Source organism: Litorilituus sediminis (assembly GCF_004295665.1).
Lineage (GTDB): Bacteria > Pseudomonadota > Gammaproteobacteria > Enterobacterales > Alteromonadaceae > Colwellia > Colwellia sediminis.
In genome coordinates, this window is sequence record NZ_CP034759.1 from 122,807 (window position 1) to 138,293 (window position 15,487).

At 38.7% G+C, this 15,487-nt stretch carries 13 protein-coding genes; 12 read left to right on the forward strand and 1 reads right to left on the reverse strand.

Annotated features, from left to right (window positions below; translation table 11 throughout):
* The first annotated feature begins 39 nt into the window (after positions 1-39).
* The 8 genes from EMK97_RS00520 (at position 40) to EMK97_RS00560 (ending at position 8,925) form a co-directional block, all read left to right on the forward strand.
* Positions 40-369 carry a ComEA family DNA-binding protein gene (locus EMK97_RS00520; RefSeq protein ID WP_130598437.1) on the forward strand — a complete coding sequence of 110 codons (330 nt, stop codon included), beginning with the start codon at positions 40-42 and terminating at the stop codon, positions 367-369.
* A 190-nt stretch (positions 370-559) separates the two neighbouring features.
* Complete coding sequence (cysD, locus tag EMK97_RS00530; protein WP_130598439.1) at positions 560-1,459, forward strand: sulfate adenylyltransferase subunit CysD; 900 nt, start codon at positions 560-562, stop codon at positions 1,457-1,459.
* A 90-nt stretch (positions 1,460-1,549) separates the two neighbouring features.
* Entirely contained in the window at positions 1,550-2,950 is a 1,401-nt protein-coding gene (gene cysN, locus EMK97_RS00535; RefSeq protein ID WP_130598441.1) for a sulfate adenylyltransferase subunit CysN, read from the forward strand.
* A gap of 35 nt (positions 2,951-2,985) precedes the next feature.
* On the forward strand, positions 2,986-4,713 hold the full coding sequence (locus tag EMK97_RS00540; RefSeq protein WP_130598443.1) for an SLC13 family permease: 1,728 nt from the start codon (positions 2,986-2,988) through the stop codon (positions 4,711-4,713).
* 27 nt (positions 4,714-4,740) lie between these two features.
* A complete protein-coding gene (gene cysC / locus EMK97_RS00545) occupies positions 4,741-5,340 on the forward strand; it encodes an adenylyl-sulfate kinase (protein WP_130598445.1) in 600 nt (199 codons plus the stop codon).
* Between the two features lie 84 nt (positions 5,341-5,424).
* Entirely contained in the window at positions 5,425-6,381 is a 957-nt protein-coding gene (locus EMK97_RS00550) for a DHH family phosphoesterase (RefSeq protein WP_130598447.1), read from the forward strand.
* A 38-nt stretch (positions 6,382-6,419) separates the two neighbouring features.
* Positions 6,420-7,439, forward strand: coding sequence for a UDP-glucose 4-epimerase GalE (gene galE / locus EMK97_RS00555; protein ID WP_130598449.1), 1,020 nt, complete (start codon positions 6,420-6,422; stop codon positions 7,437-7,439).
* A gap of 121 nt (positions 7,440-7,560) precedes the next feature.
* Positions 7,561-8,925 carry an IS1182 family transposase gene (locus EMK97_RS00560; protein WP_130598330.1) on the forward strand — a complete coding sequence of 455 codons (1,365 nt, stop codon included), beginning with the start codon at positions 7,561-7,563 and terminating at the stop codon, positions 8,923-8,925.
* Between the two features lie 240 nt (positions 8,926-9,165).
* On the opposite strand, the gene EMK97_RS00565 is transcribed toward EMK97_RS00560, so the two are convergent.
* The gene (locus EMK97_RS00565) at positions 9,166-10,389 is read right to left on the reverse strand and encodes an EAL and HDOD domain-containing protein (RefSeq protein WP_130598451.1); all 1,224 of its coding nucleotides are present in this window, start codon (positions 10,387-10,389) and stop codon (positions 9,166-9,168) included.
* A gap of 183 nt (positions 10,390-10,572) precedes the next feature.
* Here EMK97_RS00565 and putP point away from each other — a divergent pair, with 183 nt between their 5' ends.
* From putP to EMK97_RS00585, 4 genes are all read left to right on the forward strand, one after another.
* Positions 10,573-12,057, forward strand: a complete 1,485-nt coding sequence (putP, locus tag EMK97_RS00570; protein WP_130598453.1) for a sodium/proline symporter PutP — start codon at positions 10,573-10,575, stop codon at positions 12,055-12,057.
* Between the two features lie 177 nt (positions 12,058-12,234).
* Entirely contained in the window at positions 12,235-12,813 is a 579-nt protein-coding gene (locus tag EMK97_RS00575; protein ID WP_130598455.1) for a DUF4136 domain-containing protein, read from the forward strand.
* 151 nt (positions 12,814-12,964) lie between these two features.
* On the forward strand, positions 12,965-14,506 hold the full coding sequence (locus EMK97_RS00580; RefSeq protein ID WP_130598457.1) for an HD domain-containing phosphohydrolase: 1,542 nt from the start codon (positions 12,965-12,967) through the stop codon (positions 14,504-14,506).
* Between the two features lie 342 nt (positions 14,507-14,848).
* Positions 14,849-15,427, forward strand: a complete 579-nt coding sequence (locus tag EMK97_RS00585; RefSeq protein WP_246028845.1) for a Crp/Fnr family transcriptional regulator — start codon at positions 14,849-14,851, stop codon at positions 15,425-15,427.
* Positions 15,428-15,487 lie beyond the last annotated feature (60 nt).

Below are 15,487 nucleotides of genomic sequence, written 5' to 3' on the forward strand. Positions count from 1 at the left end.
GTATTTGGATTAATACATGGATTTAACAAGGATTTTATTATGAAAAAAGCACTACATCAATCTCGTCATGTTTTAGTTGCCGCGTTTTCAATTGCCCTCGCTGCAAGTTTTCTACCCAGTGTAGCTCAAGCAAATGAGCTGACAAGTCAATCAGCTAAACAGCATAACCATCAGCTTGCTAAAGTAAGTTTAAATAATGCCTCGGTTGAGCAACTGGAAACGTTAAAAGGTGTTGGTCATAAAAAAGCACAAGCAATCGTGAAATACCGACAGCAAATTGGTCAATTTGTTGAGGTGGAACAATTGCTTAATGTAAAAGGTATAGGTGAAAAAATTATCCAAGATAATTTAGCGCGATTGACTATCTAAATTTAAGTGAATCATTTACCTGCAAAAGCCAGCGTTATCGCTGGTTTTTTATTGTATATTTCTATATCTGTGCAAATTAATCTTTTTTTATTCGTTTTGGTTATAAAGAAGCTATTTATACTATGGAAAAAAACTACACTTTATGGCACTATCGAGCCCATATTTTTCTGATATAAGTTTGTGTAGGCAAATGAATTTAACCCATTTAAAAAAGCTTGAAGCTGAATCTATCCATATCTTTCGTGAAGTTGCTGCTGAATTTGATAAACCAGTGATGTTATATTCAGTGGGTAAAGACTCTGCGGTTCTTTTACACCTTGCTCGCAAGGCATTTGCACCAGGTAAAATACCTTTCCCACTTTTGCATGTTGATACTGACTGGAAATTCAAAGAAATGATCGCGTTTCGTGATCAAATGGCAAAAGATTATGGCTTTGAACTACTGGTACACAAAAACCCAGAAGGCTTAGCTATGGGCATAGGTCCATTTACGCATGGTAGTGCTAAGCATACGGATGTCATGAAAACTCAAGCATTAAAGCAAGCATTAAACAAATATGGTTTTGATGCCGCCTTTGGTGGTGCTCGTCGTGATGAAGAAAAATCACGAGCGAAAGAGCGCGTTTACTCTTTTAGAGATAAAAATCATCGTTGGGACCCAAAAAGCCAACGTCCAGAGCTTTGGAATATCTACAATGGTAAGGTAAATAAAGGTGAAAGTATTCGTGTCTTCCCATTATCAAACTGGACTGAGTTAGATATCTGGCAATACATTTACTTAGAAAGTATTCCAATTGTTCCTTTGTATTTATCAGCTAAACGTCCAGTTGTTGAGCGTGATGGTACTTTAATTATGGTTGATGACGATCGTATGCCAATTGCTGAAGATGAAGAAGTACAAATGAAAAGTGTACGCTTTAGAACATTAGGCTGTTATCCATTAACAGGCGCGGTTGAATCAGATGCCGCGACATTACCTGAAATCATTCAAGAAATGTTACTGACGAAAACCTCAGAGCGTCAAGGTCGTGTTATTGATCACGACTCAGCAGGCTCTATGGAGAAGAAGAAAATGGAAGGTTATTTTTAAACAATAACCCCAAGCACATTACTTAGTAACTATTGATAAATTTAAAATCAGAGCAGGTAGCGATTTTACCTGCTTGGTGAAGGAAAGAACATGAGTCATCAATCAGACTTAATTGAAAACGATATTCAAGCGTATTTAAAGCAGCACGAAAACAAAGAGCTAGTTAGATTTTTAACCTGTGGTAGCGTAGATGATGGTAAAAGTACCTTAATCGGCCGTTTATTACACGATTCAAAAATGATTTTTGAAGATCAACTTGCTGCCATTGAAAATGATTCAAAAAAATCAGGTACAACAGGTGAAGCGGTTGACTTAGCTTTATTGGTAGATGGTTTACAATCAGAACGTGAACAAGGCATCACCATTGATGTAGCTTATCGTTATTTTTCAACAGATAAGCGTAAGTTTATTATTGCTGACACCCCTGGTCATGAACAATATACCCGTAACATGGCAACAGGCGCTTCTACTTGTGATTTAGCGATTATCTTAATTGATGCGCGTTATGGTGTACAAACGCAGACACGTCGTCACTCATTTATTTGTTCATTATTAGGCATTAAGCATATTGTTGTTGCCGTGAATAAAATGGATTTGGTTGATTACTCGCAAGAGCGTTATCAAGCCATTAAAAAAGAATACCGTGAGTTTACTGAGTCATTGAATTTTAATGATGTTCGCTTTGTGCCTATGTCGGCGCTTAACGGCGATAACGTGGTTGAAGAAAGTGAAAATATGCCTTGGTACCCAGGCGCAACTTTAATGAAGCTTTTAAATACTATTGATATTAAAGAGCAAGATGAATTCACGCAATTTCGTTTCCAAGTGCAATACGTTAACCGTCCAAATTTAGATTTTCGCGGTTTTGCTGGCACTATCGCATCAGGCCATGTTTTGGTGGGTGATACTATTGTTGCCTTACCTTCAGGTAAAGAAAGTGTTGTTAAAGAAATCGTTACTTTTGACGGTAACTTAGAACGTGCTGATAAGGGGATGGCAGTTACCTTAACCTTAGAAGATGAAATTGATATCAGTCGCGGTGAGATTATTGTTAAAAAAGGTAATTTACCTACGTCAGCAAAAGAGTTTAATGCCACCGTTGTCTGGATGCATGAAAACGAACTGGAATCTGGTCGTGAATACTTTATCAAGCATGGTAGTAAAATGACCACAGGTCATGCTGATAACATAGTGAATAAATTTGATATTAACACGATGGAAAAGTTACCAAGTACTCAATTAGCGGTTAACGATATTGGTACAGTAGACTTTGTTGTTGGTGAAACATTACATTTTGATTCTTACCAAGAAAACAAAGGTTCAGGTGCCTTTATTATTGTTGATAGATTAAGCAATATTACTGTCGGCGCTGGTATGATTAATCATGCACTTGATGAAACCGTTCATGAGTACTCAGACTTTGAATTAGAGTTCAATGCGCTAGTACGCAAGCACTTCCCTCATTGGGGTGCTCGTGATATTACTAAATAATCATTATCACTAACTTACGTTAGATAGGGCAATTGATGATAATTGAACAGTGGTTGATGATTGCGGTATTTATCGCCACTTTTGCTAGTTTAGTAAAATACCAGCAAGTACCAGAGCGGGTTTTTTCTGTTACTGTGTTGGTTTGTTTAGTACTGTCATTTGTTACTGCTGATGATATTTTAGCTAACGCCGTTAATCCAGGCTTAGTGACCTTAATTTTGCTGGTGTTATGTTCATTTGCCTTTGAACGCACCAGCATTCTTCGCCGCTTATCTGCCAGTGTTTTTAATGGCTCAAAAATTAAATCTAGTCTGCGTTTATTGCTAGGTACAGCGTTTGCTTCTGCCTTTATGAGCAATACTGCTGTAGTGGCTACCTTAATAAATACCGTTAAGAAAAATACCTTAATTAACCCTGGGCGTTTATTACTACCGCTTTCATTTGCCGCTATTCTTGGCGGCACCTTAACCTTAGTTGGTACTTCTACCAACTTGATCGTTAATAGTTTAATGCTTAAGCAAGGCGCTGCCGGCTTTAAGTTTTTTGATTTCACTATTATAGGTTTAACGGCATTACTTACTTGCTTGTTATTTATTGTTTTTCGCGCAAGACAATTGCCTAAAATGGCACAAGCTAAGTTGGTTATTAATGACTATTTGTTAGAGGCTGAAGTGTCAACGTCTTCTGCCTTGATTGGTAAAAGTATTGAAGAAAATGGCTTAAGAAATCTAGATTCACTGTTTTTAGTTGAAATTGTACGCCAAGGGCGGCTTATTTCCCCTGTAACTCCTGAAGAAAGTGTACAGGCGAAAGATAAGTTAATCTTTAGTGGCGATATTTCCAAAGTATTAACTTTGCAGCAGTTTGATGGCTTAACCTTGTTTGCTGAGCAAGATGATTTACTTAAAGAAAACTTAACTGAAGTATTGATTAAGCCTGACTCAGCCATTGCCGGAAAAACCTTGAAAAAGGCGGGCTTTAGGGCTCGATTTGATTCAGCGGTAGTCGCGATTAGACGTGAAGGTAGTGCCTTATCTGGCAAATTAGGTGATATCGTCTTACAGTCAGGTGATTTACTTGTTCTGGCGGTTGGTAAAGACTTTGCCACACGCACCAATTTAAGCAAAAACTTTTTCATTGTCTCGGGTAGACAAGCTGAAAATATGCTCAGCGGTTGGCGCGATTATACCACGGTTTGGGGCTTTTTTGCCGCAATTTTGATTTCAGTATTTACACCAATATCATTATTAAGCTCGCTGTTTATTTATGTGGCTTATCTTATTTTTAGTGGTTCACTTACCGTTAATGAAATTAAACGCCGCTTTCCATTAGAAATATGGATGATAGTGCTTGGTGCGTTAACGCTTGCAACCGCGATTGAAAATACCGGCATAGCACAACTTATTGCCAATGGCATTGAGCAGGTGTTACAGGGGCAAAGTGTTTATTTAGCCTTTGTGGTTATTTTTATTTTGACCTTAGTTATGACCGAGCTTATTACCAACAGCGCAGCGGCGGCTTTGTCTTTTCCTATCGCTTATAATATGGCGATTGGTTTAAATGTTGATCCAACGCCGTTTGTTATGGCAGTAGCCTTTGCTGCCAGTGGCAGTTTTATTAGTCCATATGGTTATCAGACGAATGTAATGGTTTATAACGCGGGAAATTATCAGTTAAAAGATTTTGTTAAATTTGGCTTACCAATTTCTTTTGTCTATAGCCTAACAGTCATGCTGATGATCCCATTTATTTTTCCTTTTTAAATTTATAGTGAGTTGAGTAAAGAGCCCATGAAAACAGAAAATACGGTATGGCATGATCAGCATGTGAGTAAAGAACAACGTGCTCAACTGAAGAAACAAAAGCCATGCCTGCTTTGGTACACTGGTTTAAGTGGCTCGGGTAAGTCGACGGTGGCAAATGCGGTTGATGCGTTACTTTTTGAGCGAGGCTGTCATAGTTATTTACTCGACGGTGATAATGTTCGTCATGGTTTAAACGGTGACTTGGGCTTTTCTGATGAAGAGCGTGTTGAAAATATTCGCCGTATTTCAGAAGTGGCAAAACTATTTTTAGATGCGGGCTTAATTGTCTCAACCGCATTTATTTCTCCTTTTGCCAGTGATCGCGCTTTGGCAAAAGAGAAAATTGCTGCGGGTGAGTTTATTGAGGTCTATATTGATACGCCCATCGCTGTTTGCGAACAAAGAGATCCAAAAGGTTTGTATAAAAAGGCTAGGGCGGGCGAAATTAAAGATTTTACCGGTATAGACTCAGATTATGACGTGCCTGAAACGCCGCAAATTCATGTGAAAACTGATCAGCAGTCTGTTGAGCAGTGTGCAGAGCAAATTGTTAACCACTTAATTGAGCAAGGTTTTATTTCTTAAACGCTGAAATAAAAATACAGGGCTTTATAAAGACAACTGTACTTACAGTTGTCTTTTTAGTTTTTAATAGATAGAGATTGAAATATGCATTTTGATGTATTTAATGGCGATGCTGATGGCATTATTGCCTTGTTACAACTACGTTTAGCTTCGCCAAAAGAAGCTAAGTTAATAACTGGCGTAAAGCGTGATATCAGTCTGTTACAACAAGTTGACGAAAATACGGCAACGTCTGTTACTGCACTTGATATTTCAATGGAAAAAAACGCTGATGCGTTAACTTCACTACTTAATCATGATATTGATGTTTTTTATGTTGATCATCACAGAGCAGGCAATATTCCAGAGTCAGACAAGCTACACGCTATTATTGATACTGACGCAAATACTTGTACCAGTTTATTGGTTAATCGCTATTTAAATGGTAAATATGTTTATTGGGCTATAGCCGCAGCTTTTGGTGATAATATGAAGGCGTCAGCAACCGCCCTTGCTCAGCAATATAGCTTAAGTGAAAGCCAGCAAGGACAGCTTGAAGAGTTAGGTATTTATATTAACTACAATGGTTATGGCAGAAGCGTTGCAGACTTACATTATCATCCTGCTGATTTGTATAAAGCATTGCTTGATTACCCAGACCCATTTCTACTTGTTAATCAGCCAGATTCAATTTTTGCAAAATTAAAAGCTGCTTACCATCAGGATATGGCTCTAGCTGCGAAATCGGAAGTACTCGCAGAGCAGGAGAAGGTTAAAGCAGTATTATTAGCTGATGAAGCTTGGGCTAGAAGGGTGAGTGGTGTATTTGGTAATGAACTGGCAAATCAATCACCAGATAAAGCTCACGCAGTATTAACGCGTAATAGTGATAATAGCTTTACCGTGAGTTTACGTGCCCCTTTAAATAATAAACAAGGTGCGGGAGATATTTGTGCAGCCTTTCCTACTGGTGGTGGCAGAGCCGCAGCTGCAGGAATTAACGCATTACCAGAGCAAATGCTTGGTGAATTTATTACCGCTGTGGCAAAATATTATACCTAATACAATTGCTGGAAAAATTTGTAAGGAAACAGCAAGTTATGAGTTTATTAATCACAGGTGGTACCGGTTATATTGGTAGCCACACCGTAGTTGAATTATTACAGTTAGCCGAAGAATCAAGTTATCAAGATATTGTTATTGTTGATAATTTGGCAAACTCTTCGGTAAAAGTTCTTGAGCGTATCAAGCAAATTACCGGTAAGACAGTTAGCTTTGTTGAAGCCGATATTTGTGATAAAGCCGCGATGGAATCGCTATTTACGGAATATAAGATAGCAGCCGTTATTCACTTTGCCGGCTTGAAGGCAGTAGGTGAGTCAAATGAGAAGCCATTGGCATATTATCAAAATAATGTTGCTGGTACATTAACTTTGCTTGAAGTTATGGCGAAGTACGCAGTGAAAAAGCTTGTGTTTAGCTCATCTGCCACTGTTTATGGTAATAATACCTCACCACTTGATGAGTCAATGACAACCTCAGCGACCAATCCGTATGGTCAAACTAAATTAATGGTTGAAAATATCTTATTTGATTTGGCTAAAAGTGATGAAGCTTGGTCTATCGCTTGTTTACGCTATTTTAACCCAATTGGCGCTCATCAATCAGGCTTAATTGGTGAAAACCCTAATGGTATTCCAAATAACTTATTACCTTATGTTGCGCAAGTAGCGGTGGGAAAATTGGCGCAGTTACAGGTGTTTGGTGATGATTATGATACCCCAGATGGCACAGGTGTACGTGACTACATTCATGTGGTTGACCTTGCCCAAGGCCATGTAAAAGCGTTGCAAAATTTGGATAAAATTTCTGGTTGTAAGGCAATTAACTTAGGTACAGGTAATGGTACTTCAGTTTTACAAATTGTAGAGACTTTTGAAAAAATCAGCGGTCAAAATATCCCTTACGTGATTGCAAAAAGAAGGGCGGGAGATTTAGCCACTGTTTTTGCTAATGCTGACTTAGCAAATGACTTATTAGATTGGCAAGCTAAATTGGATTTAACCGATATGATTACCGATACATGGCGTTGGCAATCAGAAAACCCAAATGGTTATTAATTAACCCATTGCAAACATATAAAAGGGAGCTAAACGCTCCCTTTCAGACTGATGACAAAGTCCTAGACAGTAGTCTAGGACTTTGATCTAATAAAAACATGGAAAATTACAAAAATTAACCATGTTAAGAGAACCTTCCCCGCAACAACATGAACTCGAAATGGTCACGCTAGACCAGTTAGTTCCAGCCAACCATCTAGTTCGTAAACTCGATAAGTATATTGACTTTGAGTTTATTCGAGATGAAGTCAAAGACTTATATTGCACTGATAATGGTCGTCCTCCGGTGGAGCCAGTCCAGCTATTTAAAATTATGCTACTTGGGTACTTATTTGGTATTAAAAGTGAGCGCCAAATCATCAAAGACATCGAAGTAAATGTCGCGTATCGATGGTTTCTCCGCATGGGGCTTACCGAGAAAGTTATCGATGCCTCAACACTTAGTCAAAATCGTATTCGTCGTTTCAATGGCACAGATGTATTTGAACGTATATTTAATCACATCGTCCAACAAGCCATTAAACATGGTCTAGTTGGGGGCAAAGCCTTATTCACCGACAGCACACACTTAAAAGCAAACGCCAATAAACGAAAGTTCACCAACAAGCTCAAACCCGTCTCAACCAGTGCCTATATTAAGCAAATCAACAAAGCTGTGGAGGCAGACCGTAAAGCGGCTGGAAAAAAGCCACTCAAGGATAAAGGCTATTGTGAGATAAAGCGGAATAAGGTAAGTAAAACCGATAGTGATAGCGGTTATATGCACCGAGATGAAAAGCCAAAAGGTTTTTTCTACCTAGACCACAGAACCGTAGATAACGACTATAACATTATTGTAGATACGCATATTACGCCAGGTAATGTCCACGATTCTCAACCATACATTGCTCGCCTTGATGCCATTGAAAATCGCTTTGCACTATCCCCTGAATTTGTTGGTATTGATGCAGGCTACTTCACAGCGCCCGTCTGTTTTAATCTGGAACAACGTAACATCCAAGGGGTGTTTGGTTACCGTCGTCCTTCACGAACGAAGAATGCCATTAAGAAAAAGCACTTCAAATACGACGAGAAAGCAGATACGTATACCTGCCCGCAAGAGCAAACGTTAATCTACTCGACCACCAGTCGAGAGGGTTACCGAGAATATCATTCTGACCCCAAGGTATGCGTTAATTGCCCTCAATTAAAAGATTGCACTAAGAGTAAAAGTCATAAGAAAGTGATAACACGCCACGTAATGGCTGCGAGTCAAGATCGGGCTAATGAATTTCGCTTAACAAGCCTTGGTAAATACCTTTACAAACGACGATGCGAAACCGTTGAAAGAAGTTTTGCTGATGCAAAACAACACCATGGTCACAGGTATGCAAGATACCGAGGTAAGCATAATGTTCAAATGCAAGCATATATGGCTGCGGCAGCACAAAATATGAAGAAGATAGCAATGACGCTATCAAATATTCCCCAAATAATGGCAATCTAAAAAGGATAGCCCTTTAAAAGCTCAATTCGAGACATTAACACGCCAAATAGGGAAGATAAGCCCCAAACAAGTCCAGAAAAACCAAATAAAATAGAAAAGACGTGGCTAGAAAAATATCGAGATCGCAGCCTACGGCTGCTCATAAAAGACAAACCCCGAACAGAATGACGGGGTTTGTCAGTAATCTGAAAGGGAGCTAAACGCTCCCTTTCTTGTTGTATATATTACTAAATTAAAGTGCTAAGAACCTGTCACTTGAGTTTGTTCATCAGCCCAGCTGAGCGCTTGATTATAATGTTCAACCGCTGTTTCTTTGTTTAACTTTAATTTGTCCATAACAATATCGGTTTTGTCCCACTCAGCATGTTCTATTAGCTCAACTAGCTTAATTAAAGCAGCCATAACCCCTTTACGCGTAAGGAGTGGATCTTTAATTTCTTGCGCTAACGGCAGCTTTTCTAAAACACTTGCCATATCTTCATCTAATATGGCATCTATCATTGAGAGTAACCCAGTAAGAAAAGCAATAGAAATATCAATTTTAGAAGGAATTTCATGGGCAATTAGCTCACAAAACTTAGCCCTAGTCATGGCAAGTTTAATTAATTCGGTTGGCTTATCAGGGTTTGCGGTAACAGCAAACATTAAACCTAAAAAGCGCTTAAGCTCACCTGAGCCTAAAATCACCAGCGCTTGCTTTATTGTTGAAATCTCGCTTCTGCGTCTGAAAATAGCTGAGTTGGCATAGCGAAGCAATTTGTATGATAGTGAAACGTCACGCTCAAATACACTGGTTATGCTATTAAGATCTAGCTCAGGTTTTGATGTTTCGTAAAGCAGCTCTGCCATTGCCATTTGCGATGGTGATAAGCTTTTGGTTTTGACCACTTCTGGTTTAGCAAAAAAGAAGCCTTGGAAGTACTCAAAGCCCATTTGCAATAATTGGTTGTATTCTTCGTAAGTTTCTACTTTTTCAGCCAATAATTGGATATGCGAATGATCTTTTACTGCGTTAATAATCTGCTTGATATCTTCAAGGCTGGTATCTTTAATATCAACCTTGATGATTTTAATGAAAGGGTAGAAGTGCGCCCAAACGCTTTGGTGAACATAGTCATCTAGGGCTATAGTGTAACCTTTTTGATGTAGCTCTTTACATTGCGCAAGGAGCTTTTTACCTGGTTTTACCGTTTCAAGTATCTCTATTACCACTTCTTCTGGTGCTAACATCTCTGGGTAGTTTTTTGCCAGAGTATCTTGGGTGAAGTTGATAAAGGCAGGTTTGCTACCAGTAAACTCACTAATACCCATATTAAACTGGCTAGCTTCAATCATTTTACTGGTGGCTTCATCACCATCTATATCGGGAAAGACATTATCTAAACTGTCTCGAAATAAAAGCTCATAGGCAAAAAGTTTTTTATTTCTATCTAAAATAGGTTGTCGAGCTGCGTAAAAATACATAGAGAAATCGGACTGCTTGTTTAATTAGTTTTCTTATTTACTGAATATATGGCAAAGCGAAGTGTTTTTCATTAGTTTTGTTACATTATTTTTATAAATTATACCTTTTTGTCGCAATGGTATCTTTTTAACCTCAATCTTGTTAATTTAATTGCGTTATTAATCGTGAGCTATAGGTGATTTTTGGAATTCGGTACACTATTTTCATTAGGACTTTATTTTATTGTTATGTTAGGGATAGGGTTTTATGCCTATCGTAAATCAACCAGTGATGTGTCTGGTTATATGCTTGGCGGTAGAAATTTATCACCGAGTGTTGCCGCACTTTCTGCTGGCGCTTCTGATATGAGTGGCTGGATGCTAATGGGCCTTCCTGGTGCCATGTATATTTCAGGTGTTAGTAGTTTATGGATTGCACTAGGTTTGATTATTGGCGCCTTCCTTAACTATTTAATTGTTGCGCCTAGGTTAAGAACTTATACCGAAGTGGCTAATGATTCTATCACTCTACCTGATTTTTTTGAGAATCGATTTAATGATAACTCTCGCTTGCTTCGAGTGGTCTCTTCGATTGTTATCGTGGTTTTTTTCACCCTTTATACCTCTAGTGGTATTGTTGCTGGCGGTAAGTTATTTGAAAGCTCCTTTGCTTTAGATTATGAACTTGGTCTTTATGTAACGGCAGGGGTTGTTGTTGCTTATACTTTATTTGGTGGTTTTTTGGCTGTCAGCCTTACCGACTTTGTTCAAGGCTGTATTATGTTTATCGCGCTTGTACTTGTGCCAGTAGTCACGGTGAGTGAAGTGGGTGGTTTAACTGAAATGCAAGCAACAATTTCTCAGATTAATCCAGAACTGCTAGATGTTTTTTCCGGCGTCACTTTTATTGGTATTATCTCTGCGATGGCTTGGGGCTTAGGTTATTTTGGCCAACCACATATTATTGTTCGTTTTATGGCGATTCGTCATGTTGATGATATGCCAATTGCTCGTCGTATAGGAATGAGTTGGATGATAGTCGCTTTAATTGGCGCTATGGCCACTGGTTTGGCAGGTCTTGCTTATGTAACTAAAACAGGGATGGAATTAAAGGATGCGGAAACCATTTTTATTGTGCTTTCTCAAATATTGTTTAACCCACTTATTGCCGGCTTTTTACTGGCAGCGATTTTAGCTGCAATTATGAGTACCATTTCTTCGCAATTACTGGTGACTTCAAGCTCTCTTACCAGTGACTTTTATCAAGTGTTTTTAAATAAACAAGCCAGTGAAAAACAGCTTGTTTTAGTTGGCCGTATCTCTGTGCTTATTGTGGCCTTGGTCGCTGTTTTTCTTGCTTATGATAGAAATAGCACTATTTTGACATTAGTGAGTAATGCATGGGCTGGTTTTGGTGCTGCATTTGGTCCAGTTGTGATTGCAAGCCTGTATTGGCAGAGAATGACACGTAATGGTGCTTTAGCGGGGATGATTTTAGGGGCATTAACAGTACTGCTTTGGATTTATGCGCCAGTAACCATTAATGAGCAGCCGTTAAGCTCATACATCTATGAGATTGTACCGGGTTTTATTGTTTGTGCGATTGCTATTTATATTGTTAGTAAGTTAGATAGCGAGCCTAGTGAGCCAATACAGAGCAAATTTGTTGAAATGGTAAAACAGCACTAGACACGCTTACTATAGAAGAGCTAACAAGTTAGCTCTTTTTTTTATGTAATATAGAGGTTTAGCCCCTATATTAGTGACTGAATATGATTTATATTAAACTCGTTAACAAACTGTGACAGCTTTGTTGAACTAATTGAATTAATTTAGGCATTCAAGCCAAAGAAATGGAAGAGTATTATGGGCCAAATTAGAAAAGTAATGATTTTTGTCTTGTCAGTGTTTGTTGTCGGCTGCGCCACAAATGCAGCAAAGGTTGATTTTGATAGAAACACTGAAATTGAAACAATCCACTATAAAACCTTTGCTTGGTTAACCAAAGGGAAAATTATGGCACCGCCGGCGGATATTAACCCGGTAATGAAAGTGCGTGTTGATGACGCTATTGAAGAAGCATTTATTGCTAAGGGCTATAAGCTGATTGATGATCCAGAGCAGGCTGATTTTACTATTTCCTATACAGTAGGCAGTCGAGATAAAATTAAGGTGAATAGTTACCCAGCAACATACAACACTGGCTTTGGTTGGGGGCGCGGTTACTATGGTGGACGTGGTTATTATGGCTCAGTTCATATGGGCACGGAAACATCGGTTAGACAATATACTGAAGGAAAGCTAGCAATTGATGTTTATGATGTAAAAACACATCAACCCGTATGGCATGGCTGGGCAACTAAACGTTTAACATCTGATGATAAAGAAACACCATCAGTAGCAATTAGAGATATCGTATCTCAGGTTGTAAACAGCTTTAACTAAACCTTAGTTAAAGCAGAATTTAAAAAGCGACCTAGGTCGCTTTTTTTATGGTGTAAATAAAGATTTTTTAATTTAACCCCTTCAAGATTAGTCAAAATGCTATATCTGAATTACACTGATTATTATGGCCTAATTAAGTGATTGAAATCAGATGAGTAACTTTATTTTTCAGGATGAAGATGAAACTGAAAATAGCGTCGATAAAAAGCAAGAAAAACTATGGCGAATCCTGGTTATTGATGATGATGACTCTGTTCATCAAGTGACCAAGCTAGTGCTCGCCGATGCTGAAATAGAGCATCGTCAATTGGAAATAGTTTCTGCTTATAGTAGTGAAGAAGCAAAATCAATTTTATCAACAGATGATAGCTTTTGTATGGCATTTGTTGATGTTGTTATGGAAACAGATCATGCCGGTTTAGAGTTGGTTGAGTGGATACGTAAGGTTCACAAAAATCAGGCGATTCGTTTGGTATTGCGAACAGGTCAGGCGGGCAGTGCTCCAGAAGCTAAGGTTATCAAAGACTTTGATATTAACGACTATAAGGAAAAAACAGACTTCACTGCCAATAAGATGATTACCACGGTCTATGCGAGTATAAGGGCTTACCGTGATATTATGACCATTCAACGCAGTTTAGATGCCTTTAAAAAGTTGATAGAAGCAACTCATGACTTGCTTAAAATTAATCAGCTTAGGCCGTTTGGCTCAGCAGCACTTAATCACCTTCTCGCCTTAATGAATGTTGAAAGCTCAGCCCTTTACATTGCTAGAACCCAAGTAGATTTTGCTCAGCAATCAACCAGCTCAATTATTGCTTGTACGGGAAAGTATGTTTGTGAGTCTGATTCGCTGGAGTCTTCAGATATTGACGATGATGTTAAACAACGAATACTACAAGTATTTAAAGAAGAGTCTCATTATACCGACAATACCTGCTTTGTTGGCTATTATAAAGCAGGTACTAGCGCTGCCTCTGTGCTCTATATTGAGTTTGAAGACGATAGTGAGCACTTTAAAGCGAATTTAGCTGAGTTATTTGCTACCAATGTCGCGCTGATTTTAGAGAGTTTAACCAAACAACAAGAAATTGAAAAAACACAAAAAGAGTTGCTGTTTGTTGTTGGTGAGGCTGTAGAGGCGCGTAGTAAAGAAACAGGTGCCCATGTTAAACGTGTGGCGATTATTTGTGAGTTAATTGCGAAAAAACTGAATTTAGATGAGGGCTATATAGAGGCGCTTAAGTTAGCTGCTCCGTTGCATGATTTAGGGAAAATCGGTGTACCTGAAGCCATTTTACATAAACCCGGTAAGCTCGAAGGGGAAGAGTGGGAAATAATGAAATCTCATGCTCAACTCGGTGGAGAAATTTTAAATAAATCTACTGTTAGTGTCTCTAAATTAGGTGCTAAGCTTGCCCATTATCATCATGAAAATTGGGATGGTAGTGGTTATCCTGATGGTTTAGCGGGTGAAGATATTCCTTTAGAAGCAAGAATTATGGCTGTTGCCGATGTATTTGATGCGCTTGGCTCTAAACGCTGTTATAAAAAAGTATGGCCTAATGAGCAAATTAGGGCTTTTTTAATTAGCGAAAAAGGCAAAAAGTTTGAAGCCAAGCTGGTTGATATTGTTATTGACAACTTTGATGAATTTCTACAAATTCGAGAGCAATTCCCTGATGAACCATAAGTGCGCTAGCTCGGGCTTATCTGTGCTAGTAGATCAACTAGCTCCCATCTCAGCAATGAAATGACTAACTAGCCATGGCAAGCCTCGACCCGAAACATGGGTGTCGAGAGCTGCCGGTGTTCAGGAATGAACTTTTTATTAACGTATACGTCAGGTATCTGGGGTTGCGCTCGTTCCTCTTTTCGTGCCGTCGCCACCGCCACGCCAGGCAGGCAAACATACGCACTTTATGTAATTTAAACAGGGCTTTTAATCCACTTTTATCGGCGTTAAACTGCAGCGATAAAATATAGCTTACTAACTCTTTTGTCAGGCTATTATTAACGCGAATATGTAACAACCGTGCCGGAGAATAATTTGCCTTATCACGCCTTAGGAGAAATTTGTCAGCATTGTCAGTCACTGATGTTGGCGCTTTTAGCTGAGAATCCACAGTTAAAACGGCGTAATTATCGCCGTGGCGACATTTTGTTGATGCAAGGTAACAGACAAGAGCTTGGTTATTACCTAGAGCAAGGCATGTTGGTGTCATCTAGAGTCAATGAGGAAGGGCGGGTACGTTATAAAGAGTTTTATTTTCCAACAGAGTTAAGCCTTTTATTTGCTGAATGGCTGCGTAAAACACCGAGCTATTATCAGATTTCCGCTTTAGCTGATGCACAAGTAGTTGAGGTGCCGTTAGTGCTACTTGATAGTCTGAAATGGCAAACATTAAGGTTACGCTTGTTAGAGCAACAATTACTGTTTAAAGAAGCCAAAGAGGCGTTTTTATTACTCAATACTTTAGAGCAACGCTATCAATTTTTACAGCAATATAAAGCAAATTGGCTTGAAGCAGTCTCGAATCAAGATCTGGCTAATTATTTAGCGACCACTCCTCAGGCATTATCGCGGCTAAAGACAAGAATAAAACAATCTTAACTCTATTTGTTAGTAAATTAACTTAAGTGAATTACTTATTAAAATTATCACTAGATAATG